At 53.6% G+C, this 19,254-nt stretch carries 16 protein-coding genes and 2 pseudogenes; 7 read left to right on the forward strand and 11 right to left on the reverse strand.

Going from position 1 to position 19,254, the window contains the following annotated elements; translation table 11 throughout:
* Positions 1–197: 197 nt before the first annotated feature.
* Positions 198–446, forward strand: a pseudogene (locus FU672_RS20070) (LysR family transcriptional regulator); the annotation flags it as partial.
* A 293-nt stretch (positions 447–739) separates the two neighbouring features.
* On the opposite strand, the gene FU672_RS20075 reads toward FU672_RS20070, so the two are convergent.
* Complete coding sequence (locus FU672_RS20075) at positions 740–2,530, reverse strand: LTA synthase family protein (protein ID WP_148244537.1); 1,791 nt, start codon at positions 2,528–2,530, stop codon at positions 740–742.
* Positions 2,531–2,849: 319 nt separating this feature from the next.
* On the opposite strand from FU672_RS20075, the gene FU672_RS20080 reads away from it, so the two are divergent.
* From FU672_RS20080 to FU672_RS20090, 3 genes are all read left to right on the forward strand, one after another.
* Entirely contained in the window at positions 2,850–3,125 is a 276-nt protein-coding gene (locus FU672_RS20080; protein WP_003857256.1) for a metal/formaldehyde-sensitive transcriptional repressor, read from the forward strand.
* Positions 3,126–3,156: 31 nt separating this feature from the next.
* Positions 3,157–4,275: an S-(hydroxymethyl)glutathione dehydrogenase/class III alcohol dehydrogenase gene (locus tag FU672_RS20085; RefSeq protein WP_148244616.1), complete on the forward strand. Its 1,119-nt coding sequence runs from the start codon at positions 3,157–3,159 to the stop codon at positions 4,273–4,275.
* Between the two features lie 160 nt (positions 4,276–4,435).
* Positions 4,436–6,127: a methyl-accepting chemotaxis protein gene (locus tag FU672_RS20090; RefSeq protein ID WP_148244538.1), complete on the forward strand. Its 1,692-nt coding sequence runs from the start codon at positions 4,436–4,438 to the stop codon at positions 6,125–6,127.
* Positions 6,128–6,216: 89 nt separating this feature from the next.
* Here the strand turns inward: FU672_RS20090 and FU672_RS20095 are convergent, their stop codons facing one another.
* The 4 genes from FU672_RS20095 to FU672_RS20110 form a co-directional block, all read right to left on the reverse strand.
* Positions 6,217–8,598 carry a glucose/quinate/shikimate family membrane-bound PQQ-dependent dehydrogenase gene (locus FU672_RS20095; protein ID WP_148244539.1) on the reverse strand — a complete coding sequence of 794 codons (2,382 nt, stop codon included), beginning with the start codon at positions 8,596–8,598 and terminating at the stop codon, positions 6,217–6,219.
* 258 nt (positions 8,599–8,856) lie between these two features.
* The gene (locus FU672_RS20100) at positions 8,857–9,780 is read right to left on the reverse strand and encodes a LysR substrate-binding domain-containing protein (protein WP_148244540.1); all 924 of its coding nucleotides are present in this window, start codon (positions 9,778–9,780) and stop codon (positions 8,857–8,859) included.
* Positions 9,781–9,961: 181 nt separating this feature from the next.
* On the reverse strand, positions 9,962–10,846 hold the full coding sequence (locus FU672_RS20105; protein ID WP_148244541.1) for an SDR family oxidoreductase: 885 nt from the start codon (positions 10,844–10,846) through the stop codon (positions 9,962–9,964).
* 64 nt (positions 10,847–10,910) lie between these two features.
* Entirely contained in the window at positions 10,911–11,300 is a 390-nt protein-coding gene (locus FU672_RS20110; protein ID WP_063142825.1) for a YdeI family stress tolerance OB fold protein, read from the reverse strand.
* A 314-nt stretch (positions 11,301–11,614) separates the two neighbouring features.
* Here FU672_RS20110 and FU672_RS20120 point away from each other — a divergent pair.
* Positions 11,615–11,812: pseudogene (locus tag FU672_RS20120) on the forward strand (CinA family protein); the annotation flags it as partial.
* 24 nt (positions 11,813–11,836) lie between these two features.
* Here the strand turns inward: FU672_RS20120 and cydB are convergent.
* The 5 genes from cydB to FU672_RS20140 form a co-directional block, all read right to left on the reverse strand.
* On the reverse strand, positions 11,837–12,847 hold the full coding sequence (gene cydB / locus FU672_RS20125; RefSeq protein WP_148244542.1) for a cytochrome d ubiquinol oxidase subunit II: 1,011 nt from the start codon (positions 12,845–12,847) through the stop codon (positions 11,837–11,839).
* Positions 12,847–14,250 (reverse strand): cytochrome ubiquinol oxidase subunit I, encoded by a 1,404-nt coding sequence (locus tag FU672_RS20130; RefSeq protein WP_148244543.1) that lies wholly within the window; start codon positions 14,248–14,250, stop codon positions 12,847–12,849. Before FU672_RS20130 ends, cydB begins: the two co-directional genes overlap by 1 nt.
* 154 nt (positions 14,251–14,404) lie before the next feature.
* Positions 14,405–14,608: a hypothetical protein gene (locus tag FU672_RS20135; protein WP_148244544.1), complete on the reverse strand. Its 204-nt coding sequence runs from the start codon at positions 14,606–14,608 to the stop codon at positions 14,405–14,407.
* 23 nt (positions 14,609–14,631) lie between these two features.
* Positions 14,632–14,766, reverse strand: a complete 135-nt coding sequence (locus FU672_RS25220) for a hypothetical protein (protein ID WP_410053334.1) — start codon at positions 14,764–14,766, stop codon at positions 14,632–14,634.
* Positions 14,767–14,801: 35 nt separating this feature from the next.
* The gene (locus tag FU672_RS20140) at positions 14,802–14,987 is read right to left on the reverse strand and encodes a con-10 family general stress protein (protein ID WP_148244545.1); all 186 of its coding nucleotides are present in this window, start codon (positions 14,985–14,987) and stop codon (positions 14,802–14,804) included.
* A gap of 526 nt (positions 14,988–15,513) precedes the next feature.
* On the opposite strand from FU672_RS20140, the gene hglS reads away from it, so the two are divergent.
* Both hglS and FU672_RS20150 read left to right on the forward strand, forming a co-directional pair.
* Positions 15,514–16,857, forward strand: coding sequence for a 2-oxoadipate dioxygenase/decarboxylase HglS (gene hglS / locus FU672_RS20145; RefSeq protein WP_148244546.1), 1,344 nt, complete (start codon positions 15,514–15,516; stop codon positions 16,855–16,857).
* Between the two features lie 43 nt (positions 16,858–16,900).
* On the forward strand, positions 16,901–18,406 hold the full coding sequence (locus FU672_RS20150) for a carboxylesterase/lipase family protein (RefSeq protein ID WP_148244547.1): 1,506 nt from the start codon (positions 16,901–16,903) through the stop codon (positions 18,404–18,406).
* Here the strand turns inward: FU672_RS20150 and FU672_RS20155 are convergent.
* On the reverse strand, positions 18,393–19,235 hold the full coding sequence (locus FU672_RS20155; protein WP_148244548.1) for a LysR family transcriptional regulator: 843 nt from the start codon (positions 19,233–19,235) through the stop codon (positions 18,393–18,395). The genes FU672_RS20150 and FU672_RS20155 overlap by 14 nt on opposite strands.
* Positions 19,236–19,254 lie beyond the last annotated feature (19 nt).

Genomic DNA, 19,254 nt, shown 5'->3' on the forward strand with positions numbered 1-19,254 from the left:
TCCATATAAATACCGTTGCGTCCGAGCCAGGTCGAGTAGCTGGTGAAGAACACGGCATAGCCGGCGATCTTACCTTCGGGACGGGCCTGACGAATGGTTATGCTCATTGCTTTTCCTGTTTTTAAGCCTGTGTTTCGATTGATGGCGTTAAGCATACGGAGTATTGTTCGAAGAATTAAGTGCAATGAAATCAACAAATGATGAATATTATGCATCCGGCATTGAGACGCCTTGATTTAAACCTGCTGCCCGTTTTCGACGCGATTTACCGCCACCGTTCCGTTCGGCTGGCTGCTGATGAGCTGGCGATGAGCACTTCGGCTCTGAGCCATGCGCTGTCGCGTTTGCGCACCACCCTTAATGACCCGCTATTTTTTCGCGAAGGGCATCGCATGTCCCCCAGGGCGTATGCCTCTCAGGTACAACATGCATTTATCTCCATGCTTTAGTCATTTCATGAGTTCGATGCCTGTTTTTTGTACCTGAGAGCGCTCGACAACAATTACGGTGCGAACACAACAGCACAAAGCGCGATGAGCGAATCCCGGTGGCATGCAGAGCGTTCCACCGGCATCGCGTTCTGAGGGTGAAGAATATGGCGTCATTTCCAGCTTGTGACATTTTCATCTCAGGAATTATTATTTACAACATTCTGACCATCCTTTAGAGAATAGACTCTAAGAAACGTCCTTATACCTTGTCAAAATCAGCATGTTGCATATTTTTATTTTAACTAATATCACTTTTCATTATTATCGAACAAAGCTATTGAATATACCCATGATGGCATTGTATTGATTTTTCTTTCGTATGAAATATTTTTGTTTGAGCATTCGTTTTTAATGTTGTATCTGAAGCTTGGTAAGCCAGAGTTAATTAAGTACTTATCTATCAGAGAGGATACGCAAAAATAAGGTTGATTATTCGCTTCCAGCGCGAGTGCCTTTAAGTTTGCATCACTGCCTGCTGCTACAAATACAGGAACATCTCCATAATCGGTAGGGTTTATATCCCATTTAAATACAAAATCGTTGTCATGCTCCCCTGTTTTGCTGAAAAGATTAGTTGGAAGAACATCATTATCCATGAAAAATTTATTTAAAGCAGGTTTGTGATCGCCATAAATAACAACTACAGCATTTGGATCTATCTCACGAACTTCTTTGTAGAAATCGACGAAACGATCCACGGCTTGTTTCAGTTCGTATGTGTAAATATACTCTCCTGAGTCATTCTCATGAGGATAGGGTCCATGGGTAGACATAGTAATTAAATTCATGAATATATTTTTCCCGCCAGCTTTTTTGAGATGTTCAATAGCTGACTTATAAAGAAGATAATCATCGGGTTGCCATTGCCATTTTTTTCTGGTTGCAACAATTTGGGCTGGAAGACTTATATTAGACATTTCATAAAGACCATCAAATTGTTCAAATCCAAACTTTTTATATACAATATCTCTATGCCAAAACTCTTTTAAATAGTTATGTGCTGCATAAGTAATAAAACCTTTTTCTTTTAATGAGTTGGCAATAGTATCGGAGTGCGATTTGAACTGTGAAGCATATTCTTGATAAATTATACCGGATAAAACCCTTGAATTACTTGGTAGTCCGGTTAGCATTTCAAATTCAACATTTGCAGTACCTCCACCATAAACTGGAGAAGTCGCTCTAAAAGTGACAAAACCTTCATTTAATATGGGGGTAATTATTTCTTTGAAATTTGCATTGTCATACCAGCATGACTCACAGAGTACGTAAATGATGGTTTTATGTTTTGATAATTCCGTACTGCCAACTCGCTTTTGAAAGTTGTAAACCTCTTTATTATTTTTGTTAGCCATAGGTGCAGATTTCCGTGAGCTTGTCATCACGACATGCATGGCTATTCCATTATCCTGGAGGTTTTCAGGCCAATTCCATGATTTGTAAATTACGTTCATTTCTTTAGCTAATAGTATCATTTTTCTTGAGAGGATACTCTCCTCGCCAAAGAGAGCGCTGAAATGAGTATAAAATGAAAATGGCAAAGTGATTATAAAAATAATGGCAAGAAATGTTTTATTTTTCTTTGTTGTGTAAAATATTCTGTTGATAAAAAATAAAATTACGCAAAATAATATTGCGAGGAAAAGATAGAATACTGGCCATGCTGTGAGGTAATGTTTTGCAATAGATATATTAGAGCGAGAAAATAAGTCATTCCAGGAGAGTACCTCACCCGTGAGCGATAACTTGATATTACTTATATACTCCAGTAATTTGAATGTCATAAAAACAATATAGGCTGAAACTAATGATGGTAGTCTTATTAAACGAAGTGAAACATAGGCTAAAGGTAAAGGGCTGGCAAGCCATATGTAGTGTATTATTGAATATAAAAAGTTTGGCAATGGTACTGAGCTTTTAATTCCAGAAAAAGCTATTATGAAAAAAGTAATAACAAAAATAAAATCTAGAAGCGAGGATTTTATTTTTTTTTGGTAGTTGGTTGAGACGAGAGACGTAGTTTTGAAGAGTACGTTCATTTTTGAACCTTAAAATAAATGATTCTGATTATATCATGTAATTATAAGAAGTGTAATAACCTATCTCAACAGATAACTGATGCTAATACTTGGACAGAGGTATTTGATGATCAATATGAGGGGAATCTCCGTCCAAACGGTAAGTTGAATCTGAACTCCAGCCTACCTTGATAGCCTCGTATGGGAAGTAAGAAGTCCTTTTATGCCTAATAATGTTTTTAGGGATATCGTATAACTCAATGATAAAAATAGGAAAATTAATGTTTACATAAAGCTGTATAAAAAGGTACCATACCCCCCTATAGTATCAGGAGGGCGTATGCCGCATTCACCCGAAGATAAAAAACGTATTCTTACTCGCGTCCGTCGCATTCGGGGCCAGGTTGATGCCCTTGAACGCGCGCTGGAGTCGGGTGACCCCTGTCTGGCCATTTTGCAGCAAATCGCCGCCGTGCGCGGGGCTGCCAATGGTCTGATGGGCGAAATGGTTGAAATTCACCTCAAAGATGAGCTGGTGACGGGGGAAACCACGCCGGATCAGCGAGCCGTACGCATGGCAGAAGTCGGCCATTTGCTGCGCTCTTATCTAAAATAAACCCACACACCTGACAAAAAGGGAAGACATGATGAAATCTCGCGCTGCAGTTGCATTTGGTCCCGGACAGCCGCTCAAAATCGTTGAAATCGACGTGGCACCGCCGAAGAAAGGCGAAGTGCTGATCAAAATCACCCATACCGGCGTGTGCCATACTGATGCGTTTACGCTCTCCGGTGACGATCCGGAAGGCGTCTTCCCGGCGGTACTCGGTCATGAAGGCGGAGGGATTGTGGTGGAAGTGGGCGAGGGCGTGACCAGCCTGAAACCGGGGGATCACGTGATCCCGCTGTACACGGCGGAATGCGGCGAGTGTAAGTTCTGTAAATCCGGTAAAACCAACCTCTGCCAGGCGGTTCGCGCTACTCAGGGGAAAGGGCTGATGCCGGACGGCACGACCCGTTTCTCTTATAACGGCGAGCCTGTTTATCATTACATGGGCACCAGCACCTTCAGCGAATACACCGTTTGCGCGGAGATCTCGCTGGCGAAGGTGAACCCGCAGGCACCGCTGGATAAAGTCTGCCTGCTGGGCTGCGGCGTGACCACCGGTATTGGCGCGGTGCATAACACTGCAAAAGTCAAAGAGGGCGACACCGTTGCGGTATTCGGTCTCGGTGGCATTGGTCTGGCGGTGATTCAGGGCGCGGTGCAGGCGAAGGCCGGTCGTATCATCGCGGTTGACACCAACCCGGAGAAATTCAAGCTGGCGGGTGAAATGGGCGCGACCGATTTTGTGAACCCGAAAGATCACGAAAAACCGATTCAGGATGTCATCGTTGAGCTGACCGACGGCGGCGTTGACTTCAGCTTTGAATGTATCGGTAACGTGAACGTGATGCGTTCCGCGCTGGAGTGCTGCCACAAAGGCTGGGGCGAGAGCATTATCATTGGCGTGGCCGGTGCGGGTCAGGAGATTAAAACCCGTCCATTCCAGCTCGTCACCGGACGCGTGTGGCGCGGTTCGGCGTTTGGCGGCGTGAAGGGCCGTACCCAGCTTCCGGGTATGGTTGAAGATGCCATGGTCGGCAAGATTCAGCTCGATCTGTTCATTACCCACCGTTTGCCGCTGGAGCAGATCAACGACGCGTTCGACCTGATGCATGAAGGAAAATCCATCCGCACCGTCATTCATTTCGGCGACAAGTAACTCTTCTGCCAGCGGTTTTTCACCGCTGGCGTTTCTTTAATAATCTTCTCTAAAGTGTGACCAGTGCGGCGTTTTTAGCCGTAATCTAAATCCCCACCGTGCCGATGACTATTTAACACGCATGTTTTTACGCATCTTACCTACAAGAGAGTCGACGGTCATGGACAACACTACTTCGATGCAGGCGCAGCGTAAGCTGAGCTTCTTGCATCACATCAGGCTGGTTCCGCTGTTTTCCTCCATTCTCGGTGGCATTATTCTCCTGTTTGCCTTGAGCTCGGGTCTGGCGGGTTATTTCCTGCTGCAGGCCGATCGCGATCAGCAGGATGTCACATCCGAAATTCAGGTGCGTATGGGGCTGTCGAACAGCTCAAACCATCTGCGAACCGCGCGTATCAATCTGATCCACGCCGGTGCGGCAAGCCGTATCGCGGAGATGGATGCGATGAAGCAGAACATCAGCGAGGCGGAAACGCGCATTAAGCAGTCCCAGGAGAGCTTTAACGCCTATATGAATCGTGCCGTGCGCACCGCTGAGGGGGAAGCGCTGGAAGCGGATCTCAAGGCGCGGTACGACGCCTATATCGCGGGCATGCAGCCTATGGTGAAATTCGCCAAAAACGGTATGTTCGAAGCGATTATCAACCACGAAAACGAAACGGCGCGCCCGCTGGATGACGCTTACAACGCCGTTCTGCTGAAGGCGATTAAGATCCGTACCGACCGTGCGAATACGCTGACGGCACAGGCCCACAGCCGCACGCAATTGGGCCTGATGTTTATGGTGGGCGCGTTTGCGCTGGCGCTGGTGCTGACGGCGATGACCTTTGTTGTGCTGCGCCGCACGGTAATTAATCCGTTGCAGCGTGCAGCGAAACGTATCGAGAATATCGCCAAAGGCGACCTGACGATGCCGGATGACGTGGCGGGGCGCAGCGAAATTGGCCGCCTGACGCGCGATCTGCAAACCATGCAGCACTCGCTTGAAAACACCGTGGGCACTGTACGTCAGGGGGCGGAGGAGATTTACCGCGGCACCAGCGAGATTTCTGCCGGTAATACCGACCTCTCTTCGCGCACCGAGCAGCAGGCTGCGGCCATTGAGCAGACTGCCGCGAGCATGGAACAGCTCACCGCAACGGTGAAACAGAACGCCGATAACGCCCATCATGCCAGCAAGCTGGCGGAAGATGCCTCCGGTAAAGCCAGCCGCGGCGGACAGATGGTCTCCGGCGTGGTCAAAACCATGGGCAATATCTCCACCAGTTCGAAAAAGATCTCGGAGATCACCGCCGTCATCAACAGCATTGCGTTCCAGACCAATATCCTGGCGCTTAACGCGGCGGTAGAAGCGGCGCGTGCGGGTGAACAGGGGCGTGGCTTTGCCGTGGTGGCCAGTGAAGTCCGAACACTTGCAAGCCGCAGTGCGAATGCCGCAAAAGAGATCGAAAGCCTGATCAACGAATCGGTATCGCTGATTGACCAGGGTTCCGGTGAGGTTGTCGCCGCCGGTAACACCATGAATGAAATCGTCGACGCGGTTAAACGCGTGACCGACATCATGCTGGAGATTGCCGCAGCGTCCGATGAACAGAGCCGCGGTATTGTTCAGGTGAGTCAGGCAATTTCTGAGATGGATAAAGTAACCCAGCAGAACGCCTCGCTGGTGGAAGAAGCCTCCGCGGCGGCGGCGTCTCTGGAAGAACAGGGCGCGCGTCTGACCGAGGCGGTCGGAGCGTTTCGTCTGAGCGGTTCAAAGCCGGGCCGCGCGGCGGCGTCTGCGCCAGTGGCGAAGAGCGCGCCGTTGCGCCCGGCGGCGACGGTTTCCGGGGATAACTGGGAGACGTTCTGAGTGGCGTGTTGTGTCGGGTGACGCTTCGCTTACCCGACCTACAAAATCTGACCTACAAAAAAGGGACCTTTCGGTCCCTTTTTCATCTGTTACGTCTTATCAGGTAACGCGTACGCAATAACGTAATCACCGCGATCCGGCGACTGGCGAGCGCCCCCGGCGTTAATGATGATGTACTGTTTACCGGTTTTCGGCGACACGTAGGTCATCGGGCCGGACTGGCTGCCGACCGGCAGGCGGTCTTTCCAGATCTCTTTCCCGGTGGCGGTATCAAACGCGCGCAGGTAGAAATCCTGCGTGCCGGCGAAGAACAGCAGGCCGGACTGGGTAGAGAGTGACGCGCCCAGCGTCGGCATACCGATTGGGATTGGCATGTGCATACGAATGCCCAGCGGACCAGTATCTTCCACCGTGCCGACAGGAACCTGCCACACCAGCTTGCCGGTTTTCAGGTCAACGGCCGACATGGTTCCGAACGGCGGCTTCTGGCACGGAATGCCCAGCGGCGACAGGAAGCGTTCGCGCATCGCGCCGAACGGCGTGCCGTCCATCGGTACGATACCCATCTCGATGCCGCTGGCGTTTTTCGCCACGTTAGCGCGCGGGACCATGTAGTTTGCCAGGCCCAGGCGCATATCGTTGACGAACATCAGGCTATTGTTCGGGTCAACGGAGACGCTGCCCCAGTTCATCCCGCCGAGAGAGCCAGGGAACTGCAGGGAACGATCGAGACCCGGAGGGGTGAAGACGCCCTGATGACGCATCTCTTTAAACTGAATTCGGCACAGCAGCAGGTCGACAGGCGTCGCCCCCCACATGTCGGATTCGGTGAGCGTCTGGTTGCCAATCATCGGCATGCCAACGGAATACGGCTGGGTCGGAGAGTAGCGTTCACCTTCAACGTTGCCCGCCGGGACAGGACGTTCTTCTACCTTCGCCACCGGCTTACCGGTTTCGCGGTTAAGCATGAAGATCATGCCCTGCTTGCTGGTCTGCACCAGCACAGGCGTGGTACCGCCTTTACCGTCTGGCAGGTCGTACAGTAGCGACTGGGAAGGCAGGTCGAAATCCCACAGGTCGTGGTGGGTCGTCTGGAAATGCCAGCGCACCTGACCGGTGGTCGCGTCGACGGCGACGATGGAAGAGCTGTATTTATCGTCCAGCGCGGTACGCTCGCCCGCCCAGAAATCCGGGGTGGCGTTGCCGGTTGGCAGGTAGATCAGGTTCAACTTAGCGTCGTAAGACATCGCTGACCAGACGTTCGGCGTGCCGCGCGTGTAGGTCTGGCCTTCCGGCGGCAGGCCGGTCAGGTTCGGATTACCCGGATCCCACGCCCAGGCCAGTTTACCGGTGTGAACGTCGTATGCGCGCACTACGCCCGGCGGTTCGCCGGTGGAGAAGTTATCCGCGACGCGACCGCCGACAACAACGACATTGCCGGCGACCAGCGGCGTGGAGGTCTGCTGATAATACCCGGGCTTAATTTCGCCCATGCCGATGCTCAGATCCACGGTGCCATGGTTGCCGAAGTCTTCGCAGACCTTGCCGTTATCCGCGTTGATGGCAATCAGGCGGGCATCGGTGGTGGGCAGGAACAGACGGCGAGGGCATGCAGCAGGCTGTGTCTCTGTCTGTGACGTTGTCACGCTAGAGCGATCTTCAAAATAGCCCAGACCACGGCAGCGCTGCCAGTTAGGGGCCGTGGCTTTGGAATCATAACGCCATTTTTCTTTACCAGAATCCACGTCCAGCGCCAGCACTTTACTGTATGGGGTACAGACATACAGCGTGTCACCAATCTGCAATGGCGTGTTCTGATCTTCCGCGCCGGAGCCGTTGCTCTGCGGAATATCGCCGGTGTGCGCAACCCAGGCGACTTTCAAATCGCTGACGTTTTGCTTGTTAATCTGGTCCAGCGCGGCGAAACGGTCGCCGTGGGTAGTATTGCCCCAGTGCTCCCAGTTCTTTTGCTGCTCGCCGGGTGCGACAGGTTTAACCGGAACGGACTCGTTGGCTGCCACGAGGGTTTGTGGCTTAAACATCCAGCCCAGGCTGACCAGCATTGCCACTGCGAGCACGGCCGCGACGCCAAAAGCGGGAGCCTTGTTCGCGGCGCTGTGGTTCGCTGTACGCAGGAAAGGCCAGACGATGGCGCAGAGGAAGGCCAGAACGGCAAAGGTAAACAGGCGAGAGAAGAGCGGCCAGAAATCCCAGCCCGCATCGCTCACCGCCCAGAACAGTGAGGCAATAAACGCGACGCTGTAAAGCACGATCCCGCTGGTGCGATTGAGGAAAATCAGGATCGCGGCAATCACCATGACCACGCCCATTATCAGGAAGTATCCACTTCCGCCTACGGTGGCGAGCTTAAAGCCCAACCCGCCGACCGCCAGACCGATGAGCATCATCAGTCCGGCAAGAAGCCACTGCAGAATACGAGGTATCCCGCGCGGCGCGCTGCCACATGCCATGTCTTTCTCCTATCGATCCCCCCGCCGTGTCGGGTATGTACCAGTTGGGTAATAATTGCGGGGATAATAATGATTATCACGAGTGAATTCGGATTTATAAAATGATTTGTGAACCATTTGGTGAATTCTTCGTTATCATAAAACTGTTAAATTGTTTTACGCAATTGTTAATGAATTATTCCGCATTATTTGATTAACGCACAGGCTAGTCCCCTCGCCCCATAGGGGAGAGGGTTAGGGTGAGGGGTGAAAAAGGTTTTAAACCGGCATTGATTTACGGATAGCGCTCAGCAGCGTCTGTGCGCCGGTAGAAAGTGGGGTATCCACCCGGGTCAAAATGCCGATGGGTTCCCCGGCTCCTGGGGAGGTAATCGGCAGGGCGATCAGCGTTCCCTGGCGTAAATCATCTTTTACCGCACCGGAGGGGACGAACCAGACGTAGTCATAATCCAGCGTGAGCTGGCGTGAAAGCGAGGCCGATAGCGTTTCGATACACCCTGAAGGTAGCGTACACCCCTGCATTTGCAGCAACGCTTCGGCGGTCTGGCGGGGGACTGTCCCTTTCGGGCAAACCACAACCGGCCACTCCATAACGCGGCTTAACGTCACCGTGTCCTGCAGCAGGGGGTGATCGGGACGAACCACCAGCTTCAGGGATTCCAGGAACAGCAGTTCGTAATTGAGACCGCCCATCAGTTCCGGGTCGGACATTCGACCGATACCGATATCCAGTTCGCCTGATTTCAACCCCGCGAGCAGCATGGTGTTATTCATGGTGGCAACCTGAATTGTGGTATGCCGCTGCTGCTTGTGGAACTGGCCGATAACAGGCGGAAGAATACCCAGCGCCGCGGTAGGCAAGGCGCCCACGCGCACCACCTCACTGGAATGCTCTTCTTTTCGATGCAGGGACTGGCCTGCGGTATTGAGCGCATCCAGCACTTTAACGGCGTGCGTGAGGAACTGTTCGCCCACGATAGTAAGCTGCGCCCCCAGCCGCCCGCGGTCAAAAAGACGGGCACCGGTCAGTTGTTCCAGCTCGTTGAGGGTTTTCGAGAGCGCCGGCTGGCTCAGGTTAAGGGTTTCAGCCGCACGCCCCAGCGTTCCCTGTTGAGCGACGGCCACAAATGTATGCAAATGGCGCAAGCGTATGCGCTGACTGAACAGACCATTTTTTTCCATAGGCGATGTTAAAAACAGAGCGATGCGGGTGACAAGTTAAGTTGTTTAATTTTGATAACCTGATAGCAAAATATTTTTAACATTTGATCTGTTTGAGTTACAACATGTTTTTCGGCAGGGGAATAAAAGCGAACGTCCTTGTTCATTTATTGCTCATTGTGGAGGGGAAGCGCTAACCGGTTTAGATCACGCCGTCACCGCCGTCAGAACACCACACCTGGCCGGACGTAAATGAACATTCATCCGAGGCCAGCGTGACGTACAGCGGGGCAATCTCGACGGGCTGGCCAGGACGTCCCAGCGGGGTATCGCCACCGAACTCCTTCACTTTTTCCATCGGCTGCCCGCCGCTGGACTGCAGTACCGTCCAGTAAGGGCCAGGGGCAACCGCGTTGACGCGAATGCCTTTCGGACCCAGCTGTTTGGCTAAGGATTTGGTAAACACCGCCAGACAGGCTTTTGTCTGGGCATAGTCCAGCAAAACGGGGCTGGGCTTCACCGCCTGAACGGAGGAGGTATTAATAATAACAGACGAGGCTTTCAGATGACGGAGTGCCGCTTTGGTGATCCAGAAAGGAGCGTAGACGTTGGTTTTAAACGTCGCGTCAAAATCCTCGGTGGTCAGTTCTTCAAGCGATTCACGGAACTGCTGACGGCCGGCGTTATTGACCAGAATGTCCAGCCCGCCCAGCTTCGAGACGGCTTCTTCGACCAGATTCTGACAGAACGTTTCGTCCCGGACATCTCCCGGCAGCGCGACGGCCTTGCGTCCTTCCGCTTCGATCAGGTCGATGACCTCAGAGGCATCTTTTTCTTCTTCAGGCAGATAGTTGATAGCAACGTCAGCGCCTTCACGCGCATAGGCGATAGCGACCGCGCGACCAATACCGGAGTCACCACCGGTAATCAGCGCTTTTTTGCTGGCAAGGCGGCCATGTCCTTTATAGCTTTTTTCCCCGTGGTCGGGTACAGGTTGCATCTCTGATGCCAGTCCCGGCGGCGTTTGCGGCTGTTCCGGGAACGGGGGCTGCGGGTAAGCGTTCGTACGTTGTTTGGTATCACTCATAGCTGACTCCTTAAGCCAAGGGGTGAGATTTGATGGATAACTGCAGCGTTAACGCTTCGCTGAATTATTTCTGCAAACGATCAACACGGACGACGGCAGGAGATGATTTTTTATCAAGCGAACCGTTGATACTGATCATCTGGTCGGGTTTTACCGTTCTGCCGTCGAAGACGGCCTGGGGAATAATAACGTCGATTTTTCCGGTTTTATCCTGAAATACAAACTTATCGCCGCTACCGTCAATAAGATTACCGCGTAATGAAATTGTCGCACCATCGTGCATTTGTTTTGCCTGATCGATGGTCATAATACGCGCATCGTCGGTTCCGCGATATCCGCTATCAAGCGCGTGAGGTGGCGGTGGGGCTTCGCCTTTTTGTAATCCGCCGTTATTATCTGCCCATGCGGCCGGAACCAAAAATATCAATAAAGCGGAAATAAGTGATAATTTCATCCGATATCCTTCATTTTGGGTGTCTTGACGTATTAAGTATTATTGCTCTTCCTTTATGTGGCAAATGTGATAAGTCCTAAAAACATTCGCGTTAGAAATCAAAATTATCGGTTAATCAGCGAAACGGTGACGACGGCCATGAAACGTGAAAATGAAAAGTTACCCGGGATAGGATAAACTGTATCTTGTGATGATATTCTGGTGTCAACATGGCCGCATAACGGTATTCCAGAAATAAGTGATATTCAATATGCCATTCTTGAGCGCAGTGGGCATATTTAAATCATTCCTTTCGAGAAATAAGAGGCGGCAAGATGAGCAATCTTTTTCACGACAGTAATAATAACGCGGGTGAAATGACGAAAAAACTGGCGAGCAAATTAACCGATCTCGGGCTTCGTTAAACCACCGCGAAATCCTGCACGGGCGGAAGGCTCTCGGCGGCGCTTTGCGCAGAAGAAAACACCGCCGAATTTTATGATGTCGGCCTGGTCGTGTTCAGCGACGAATCCAACCACCCAGCAGGATCGCGTCCCTCAGTGATAACCCTCGGTATCCGACACTTTGCCCCGAAAGACGTAGTAGCTCCAGGCCGTGTACATCAGGATCACCGGAATAATCAGTAATGTTCCTACCAGCATAAAAAGCTGGCTGGCAGGCGGGGCCGCGGCTTCCCACAGGGTGATGCGCGGCGGAATAATGTTTGGCCAGAGGCTGATACCGAGCCCGCTAAACCCGAGGAAAATAAGCCCCAGCGTCAGCAGGAAGGGGCGAGAGTGGCTGGCCGGGTTGCGGGTCAGGCGCCAGATCAGCACGCTGAAAATCCCGACCAGCAAAGGAACCGGCAGGAACCAGAAGAAGTTGGGTAAGGTAAACCAGCGATCGGCCACGTACTGCCAGCCGAGCGGCGTCCAGATGCTCACTACCGCAATAACCACGACCAGCGCCAGCAGCACGTGACGGGTCAGCTCGCGCATGCGGGCCTGCAGCGCGCCTTCACTTTTCATAATGAGCCAGGTGGTGCCCGGCAGCGTGTAGGCGACGATCAGACCGATACCGCAGAAGAGGTTGAAGGGGGTGAGCCAGTCAAGCGCGGAGCCGACAAACCGCCGCCCCTCAACGTCGAAGCCGTTAATCACTGCCCCCACCACCACCCCCTGGCTGAAGGTGGCGAGCAGAGAGCCGCCGGCAAAGGAGTAGTCCCAGAATTTGCGGTGCGAGGGCGTGGCTTTGAAGCGGAATTCAAAGGCCACGCCGCGAAAGATGAGACCGATCAGCATCGCGGTGAGGGGAATCGTCAACGCATCAATAATGACCGCATAGGCCAGCGGAAACGCACCGAAGAGGCCCGCGCCGCCGAGTACCAGCCAGGTCTCGTTGCCGTCCCAGACCGGCGCTACGCTGTTGACCATCACATCACGCTCTCTGGCATCGCCCACGAAGTTAAACAGCAGGCCAATACCCAAATCAAAGCCATCCATAATGATGTACATCAGCGTGGCAAAGACGATGATGGCAAACCAGATAACAGAGATATCAATGCCCATCAGGTTCTCTCCTCTTCAGGAACAGACTCAGCGGCAGACAGCGGACGGGCGGGCGTGCCCGAGGTGTTTGACGTCAGCGTACCGACAGGCTGTGGTCCTTTCTTAATCAGCCGGATGAGGTAAACATAGCCCACGCCGAACACCGACGAGTAAACGACGAAGAACGCCAGCAGGCTGATGCTCATCTGCAGGGTGCTGTGCAGCGATACCGCGTCGATTGTGCGCAGATAGCCATAGACCACCCACGGCTGACGTCCTACTTCGGTGGTCACCCAACCAGCGAGCAGCGCCAGCAGCCCGGCAGGCCCCATACAGAGGGCAAACCAGTGGAACGGGCGAGAGTGGTAAAGCCGATGACGATAGCGAAGCCAGACACCGATCAGACCGAGAGTAATCATCAGCAGCCCCATCCCGACCATGACGCGGAACGACCAGAAAACGATTGTCGAGTTTGGGCGATCTCCTTTTGGAAAGTCTTTCAGCGCCGGTACCTGCTTGTCCAGGCTGTGCGTCAGGATAAGGCTGCCAAGCGCGGGGATCGCCAGACCGTATTTGGTGCGCTCCTCGTTCATATCCGGCAGACCAAACAGCAGCAGCGGGGTGGCCTCGCCGGGGGGATTTTCCCAGTGGCCCTCAATGGCGGCTATTTTGGCTGGCTGATGCTCAAGTGTGTTCAGGCCGTGCATATCTCCCACAACCGCCTGAATGGGGGCGACCAGCAGCGCCATCCACATCGCCATGGAAAACATGGTGCGCACGGCAGGCGTATTGTTACCACGCAGCAGGTGCCATGCGCCCGACGCACCGACAAACAGCGCGCTGCTCAGAAACGCGGCGATAGCCATATGAATTAGGCGGTAAGGGAAAGAAGGGTTAAAGACGATCGCCAGCCAGTCCTGTGGAATAACCTGTCCGTTCTCGATAGTGAAACCCTGCGGCGTATGCATCCAGCTGTTGGAGGCGAGGATCCAGAAGGTCGACATCAGCGTGCCGAGCGCCACCATGCAGGTTGAAAAGAAGTGCAGGCCGGGACCGACCTTATTCCAGCCGAACATCATGACGCCAAGGAAACCGGCCTCCAGGAAAAAGGCGGTTAACACCTCATAGGTCAGGAGTGGGCCGGTAATACTGCCCGCAAACTGTGAGAACCCGCTCCAGTTGGTGCCAAACTGGTACGCCATGACCAGCCCGGAAACGACACCCATACCGAAGTTAACGGCAAATATCTTGAGCCAGAAATGGTAAAGCGATCGCCAGACGTCGTTCCTGGTGCGCAACCACATGCCCTCCAGCACCACCAGATAGCTGGCGAGGCCGATGGTGATCGCAGGAAAAAGGATATGAAACGAAACGGTAAAAGCGAACTGAATTCTGGCAAGATGAAACGCATCGAGTTCGAACATGGTCCGTACCTCTGAAACCGTAATGCAGGAGAATGGCCAGGCAGGTCAGTATTGCCTGGCCAAAAATGACTTACTGCCTGGAGATAAAGTGTAGTAGGTGGTGGAGCAGATATTCTCTCCGCTGGATACTTTTTCGCTTCGACGCCCGATGCGTCTATTTGGTCTCACTTTCAGCAGCCTGATCGGCACGCGCGGCACTGTAGCCAGATAAATGGCCGACAATGTTGGCGTAAATACTGATGATAATGACCCATAGTACGCTGTTCTTCCACCATATTACGGAAGGGATAGCGAGAATGAACCATATTATGGCTGCCGTTAAATGGCACCGCTTAATTGTTGCGGGACTGATGCTCATTTTATTTAACCTGTGTTATCACGTCATTTTTGCGCTTTTTGGTTAATATTTTCAACGGCCAGGTCGGTGAGTTTAAGAACGGTTTCTTTTTCATCTTCCAGCGTTGCGGCACGAAGTTTAACGGCCAAGGGTACTGCGAGCCATTCAGCCCGCAGCATGCTCTCTGGTTTTATTAAAAGAGTATTAAATAAGATCAGGAGTTATCAGATTTACGGCCTCCGCCGTGGCTGTTTTGTCCTCCTTTCTTACCCGCTTCAGATGCGCGTTGCGGATCGTTTTTAAAGTTACCGCCGCTATGCTGGCCACCTTTACGCCCAGCGTCTGATGCTTTATCACGGTCTTCAGCGAAATTACCGGAACCACCACGATGCTCTGCCATATTAAACCTCACGGTCATATATTGGTTATGTCAGTACGATACGAAAAATAGTCCGTATCACTCGTCGTTCGAGTAATAACTCTAGTCGCTGGGCGTCATCCGTCAAATGCGTTTGGCTATTTGCGGTTGCGTTATTTTTAAATATCGATGCATTTGCGCTTCGCTTAACGAGAAAATAGAGTTGAGCGGGAAGAACTTGAAAACAAAAGATCGGATTAGTCCTAAGTTTCGCTAAAAAAGCGGAACGCTGAGGATAGAAATAATGGTGTGATAAATCCAATCTATTTGCCGTTGGGATAGAATAAAAAAGTACTCCTTTATGGCCAGAAAACAGAACTCAAAATAATTATCAGGAAAATTGTGGTAAAACAGTCGAGGCGGCAGGACGCCTCCGCCAGCCCTGTTCAGGGGCCGGTAGCACACGGTTTGACCACTGTCGTCTTAAGATCACAAATCAGAAATTCTTCCCCCCGGAAGGAACGGGTTTCTCTACACTCCAGGTAATATTCACTGGAGGCATGACATCATGGCGAACACCATCACGGCTGATGACATTCGGGAACACTTTTCGCAGGCTATGTCGGCGATGTACCAGCAGGAAGTTCCGCAGTACGGCACCTTGCTCGAACTGGTTGCGGACGTAAACCTGGCGGTTCTGGAAAATAATCCACTATTACATGAACAACTGGCTAACGCCGATGAGCTTGCGCGCCTGAACGTTGAGCGTCACGGGGCGATCCGCGTTGGCACGGCACAAGAGCTTTCAACCCTGCGTCGTATGTTTGCCATTATGGGCATGTACCCGGTCAGCTATTACGATCTCTCTCAGGCGGGGGTGCCGGTTCATTCAACGGCGTTTCGTCCGGTTGATGATGCGGCGCTGTGTCGTAATCCGTTTCGTATCTTTACCTCGCTGCTGCGTCTCGAACTGATTGAGAACGTCGCGCTGCGCGCGAGAGCCGCGGAGATCCTGTCTCACCGGAACATCTTTACCCCGCGCTGTCTGGAACTTATCGACCTCCATGAGTCGGAAGGGCAGTTTACTGACGCACAGGCGCGTGAATTTGTGCAGGAAGCGCTGGAAACCTTCCGCTGGCACCGCCATGCAACGGTCGATCAGGAAACCTATCTGGCCCTGAGCAACGAGCACCGCCTGATTGCCGACGTGGTCTGCTTCCCGGGCTGCCACATCAACCATCTCACGCCGCGCACGCTGGATATTGACCGGGTGCAGGAGCTGATGCCGAAGTACGGTATTGAGCCAAAAATACTGATCGAAGGGCCGCCGCGTCGCGAGGTGCCCGTCTTATTGCGTCAAACCAGCTTCAAGGCGCTGGAAGAGCCGGTACTGTTTGCCGGGGAACATAAGGGTACCCACACCGCGCGCTTCGGTGAGATTGAACAGCGCGGCGTGGCGCTGACCCCGAAAGGCCGTGAACTGTACGATACTCTGCTCGCTCAGGCCGGTACCGGTAAAGATAACCTGACGCACCAGCTGCATTTGCGGGAGATCTTTAACGCCTTCCCGGACAGCGAAATGCTAATGCGCCGTCAGGAGCTGGCCTATTTTCGCTATCGCCTGACGCCATCAGGGGAAGCCCATCGTCATGCGTTTCGTCCGGGAGACGATCCGCAGCCGCTGATTGAGCGTGGATGGGTGGTAGCCCAGCCGATCACCTACGAAGATTTCCTCCCGGTCAGCGCCGCGGGGATTTTCCAGTCCAATCTCGGGAACGAAACCCAGGCCCGCAGCCACGGTAATGCCAGCCGCGATGCGTTTGAAGACGCGCTGGGATGCCCGGTGTATGACGAGTTTACGCTCTACCAGGAGGCTGAAACGCGCAGCAAACAGCGTTGCGGTTTGCTCTGAAATCGTTACTCTGCTGGGGTGTGATGGAAAAAATAAGGTCGTTATGCAAAATCCTTCCGCCCCTGTGGTTGAAACGCGCCAGGGCGCACTGACTGGTTTAACCGATGAAAACGTCCACCTCTGGTGCGGTATTCCCTACGCCGCACCGCCCGTGGGAGAGTGGCGCTGGCGCTCACCCCGGCCGCCTGAATGCTGGGACGGCCTGCGCGAGGCCACGGCTTTCTCGCCCTCAAGCTGGCAAAGCAGCGAGTATTGTCAGGAGTTAGGCGGCGGCGATCCGGGCCAGTTTTCTGAAGATTGTCTCTACCTTAACGTCTGGGCCCCCGTCGACCGCACCGAGCTGCTCCCGGTTATGGTCTGGCTGCACGGGGGCGGGTTTACGATTGGTGCTGGTGGCCTGCCGCCGTACAACGGCAAAGCGCTGGCCACGCGCGGCGTGGTTGTCGTGACGATCAACTACCGTCTCGGGCATCTCGGCTTTTTCGCCCATCCCGCGCTGGAAGGCGAGGAAGGGCGCGTGGTGCATAATTTTGCCCTGCTGGATCAGATCGCCGCGCTCGAATGGGTGCGGGAGAATATCGCCGGGTTTGGTGGCGATCCCGCTAATGTGACCCTGTTTGGTGAATCCGCTGGTGCGCGCAGCGTGCTCTCTCTGCTGGCCTCACCGCTGGCAGCAGGATTGTTCCATAAGGCGATTGTGCAAAGCGGATACACTTTACCGGATACGCCGCGCGAGCAGGCGCTGCAAAAAGGGGAAGCGCTGGCCGCCCATTTCGGCCTTGAAAATGCGACCGCCGGGCAGTTACGCGCCATTCCGCCCGACGCGTTCTGGTCGTTAACCGCGCCGTTGAACGTCGCCCCGGCACCCATCGTCGGGGATTGCGTTCTGCCGGAAGCCATGCTGGACGTCTTTTTTGCCGCCCGTCAGCATCCGGTGCCGGTGATGATTGGCTCCAACAGCGATGAAGCCAGCGTGATGGCGGTCTTTGGCATCGATCTCGCCGGGCAAATCCAGAAGCTTCGCCGGGAGCGTCGCTTCGGGCTGGGGCTGATTAAGTTGCTCTATCCGGGCGTGAAAGGCGATGAAGAGCTGGGCAGGCAGGTGTGTCGCGACATGGCGTTTACCACGATGGGCTATGTGGTGATGCAGGCTCAGCAGCGCGTGGGGGGATTGTGCTGGCGTTACTGGTTTGACTATGTCGCAGAAGCGGAACATGCCACCTATACCAACGGCGCCTGGCACGGCAACGAAGTTCCCTATGTCTTCGATACGCTCGGCCAGGTGGAGCCTTCACGTCAGTATGTCAATGAGCGGGATCTGCAGTTTGCTGCCCAGGTGGCGGATTACTGGGTGAGCTTTGCCCGTGACGCGGGTCGTCGCGACATCCTGCCCGGGCCGACGCACTGGCCCGCGTGTCGTAAAGGGCGGGACGTTCTGTTACGCATTGGCGTGAATAAACATGCAGCTTTCAGGCTTGAAAACCGCTTTATGCGTGCCCGCATGAGTCTCTTCAAACGGGTGATGAAGCACCACGTCAACCTCGATTAAGCAAACAGGCACGAAACGCTGCGAGACCATTTTCCTCGTCTGGCGTTTCGCGCAGCACCAGCCGGTAGCTTGCGCCGGTTTTTATGCTTGTCTCATAGGGCCGCATCAGCCTTCCTGCGCGGACATCTTCTGCCACCAGCGTTTCGTCGGCAATGGCGACGCCCAGCCCCTGAATGGCGGCCGTAATGGCGAGATCCATCGTGTCGAAGTGTTGATTTTTGTGCATGACAAAGCCTGGACCTTCCTGTTTCGTCAGCCACAGCGACCAGTCAGTCTTATCCCTTGTCGGGTGAAGGAACGTTAACGATACCAGGGCTGAACCTGCGCGCACCGGGCTTATCACCGGGGTGAGCGCCTCGTCGAACAGCAGATCGCCTGCGCTCATGTGCGTGCCGAACACAATGGCTGCGTCGTAAGATTCGGTTTTGAAATTGACGTTGTGATCGGTGGTGGTGGTCAGCGCAATTTGCAGATCCGGATGCTCGCGCTCCACCTCCAGCAGGCGCGGTACCAGCCAGCGCATGGCGCAGGTGGGGGCCTTCAGCCGGATCACGGTGTGCTGGCTGCGGGCCTGGTCGGCTACGGACAGCAGCTGCTCGAAAGCGGACTGCAGCTCCGGAAGCAGGGCGCTGCCCTGCGGTGAGAGGCGCAGCCCGCGCGCGTGGCGTTCAAAAAGCGGAAAGCCAAACCATGCTTCCAGGGAGGCAATCTTACGGCTTACCGCCCCCTGCGTCAGACAGAGTTCCGCGGCGGCATGGGTAAGATTCAGGTGACGCGCGGTGACCAGAAATGCGTCGATGGCATTAAGCGGGAGCGAACGGCGCGACATAAAAACACCTCAGCTATGC

The sequence above is a fragment of the Enterobacter asburiae genome (genome assembly GCF_008080435.1).
Taxonomy (GTDB): Bacteria; Pseudomonadota; Gammaproteobacteria; order Enterobacterales; family Enterobacteriaceae; genus Enterobacter; species Enterobacter asburiae_C.

Coding starts and splice junctions, on each gene's coding strand:
- FU672_RS20075 (WP_148244537.1), bottom strand. CDS start 2,530: ATGAACGTACTCTTCAAAACTACGTCTCTCGTCTCAACCAACTACCAA.
- FU672_RS20080 (WP_003857256.1), top strand. CDS start 2,850: ATGCCGCATTCACCCGAAGATAAAAAACGTATTCTTACTCGCGTCCGT.
- FU672_RS20085 (WP_148244616.1), top strand. CDS start 3,157: ATGAAATCTCGCGCTGCAGTTGCATTTGGTCCCGGACAGCCGCTCAAA.
- FU672_RS20090 (WP_148244538.1), top strand. CDS start 4,436: ATGGACAACACTACTTCGATGCAGGCGCAGCGTAAGCTGAGCTTCTTG.
- FU672_RS20095 (WP_148244539.1), bottom strand. CDS start 8,598: ATGGCATGTGGCAGCGCGCCGCGCGGGATACCTCGTATTCTGCAGTGG.
- FU672_RS20100 (WP_148244540.1), bottom strand. CDS start 9,780: ATGGAAAAAAATGGTCTGTTCAGTCAGCGCATACGCTTGCGCCATTTG.
- FU672_RS20105 (WP_148244541.1), bottom strand. CDS start 10,846: ATGAGTGATACCAAACAACGTACGAACGCTTACCCGCAGCCCCCGTTC.
- FU672_RS20110 (WP_063142825.1), bottom strand. CDS start 11,300: ATGAAATTATCACTTATTTCCGCTTTATTGATATTTTTGGTTCCGGCC.
- cydB (WP_148244542.1), bottom strand. CDS start 12,847: ATGGGCATTGATATCTCTGTTATCTGGTTTGCCATCATCGTCTTTGCC.
- FU672_RS20130 (WP_148244543.1), bottom strand. CDS start 14,250: ATGTTCGAACTCGATGCGTTTCATCTTGCCAGAATTCAGTTCGCTTTT.
- FU672_RS20135 (WP_148244544.1), bottom strand. CDS start 14,608: ATGAGCATCAGTCCCGCAACAATTAAGCGGTGCCATTTAACGGCAGCC.
- FU672_RS25220 (WP_410053334.1), bottom strand. CDS start 14,766: ATGCTGCGGGCTGAATGGCTCGCAGTACCCTTGGCCGTTAAACTTCGT.
- FU672_RS20140 (WP_148244545.1), bottom strand. CDS start 14,987: ATGGCAGAGCATCGTGGTGGTTCCGGTAATTTCGCTGAAGACCGTGAT.
- hglS (WP_148244546.1), top strand. CDS start 15,514: ATGGCGAACACCATCACGGCTGATGACATTCGGGAACACTTTTCGCAG.
- FU672_RS20150 (WP_148244547.1), top strand. CDS start 16,901: ATGCAAAATCCTTCCGCCCCTGTGGTTGAAACGCGCCAGGGCGCACTG.
- FU672_RS20155 (WP_148244548.1), bottom strand. CDS start 19,235: ATGTCGCGCCGTTCGCTCCCGCTTAATGCCATCGACGCATTTCTGGTC.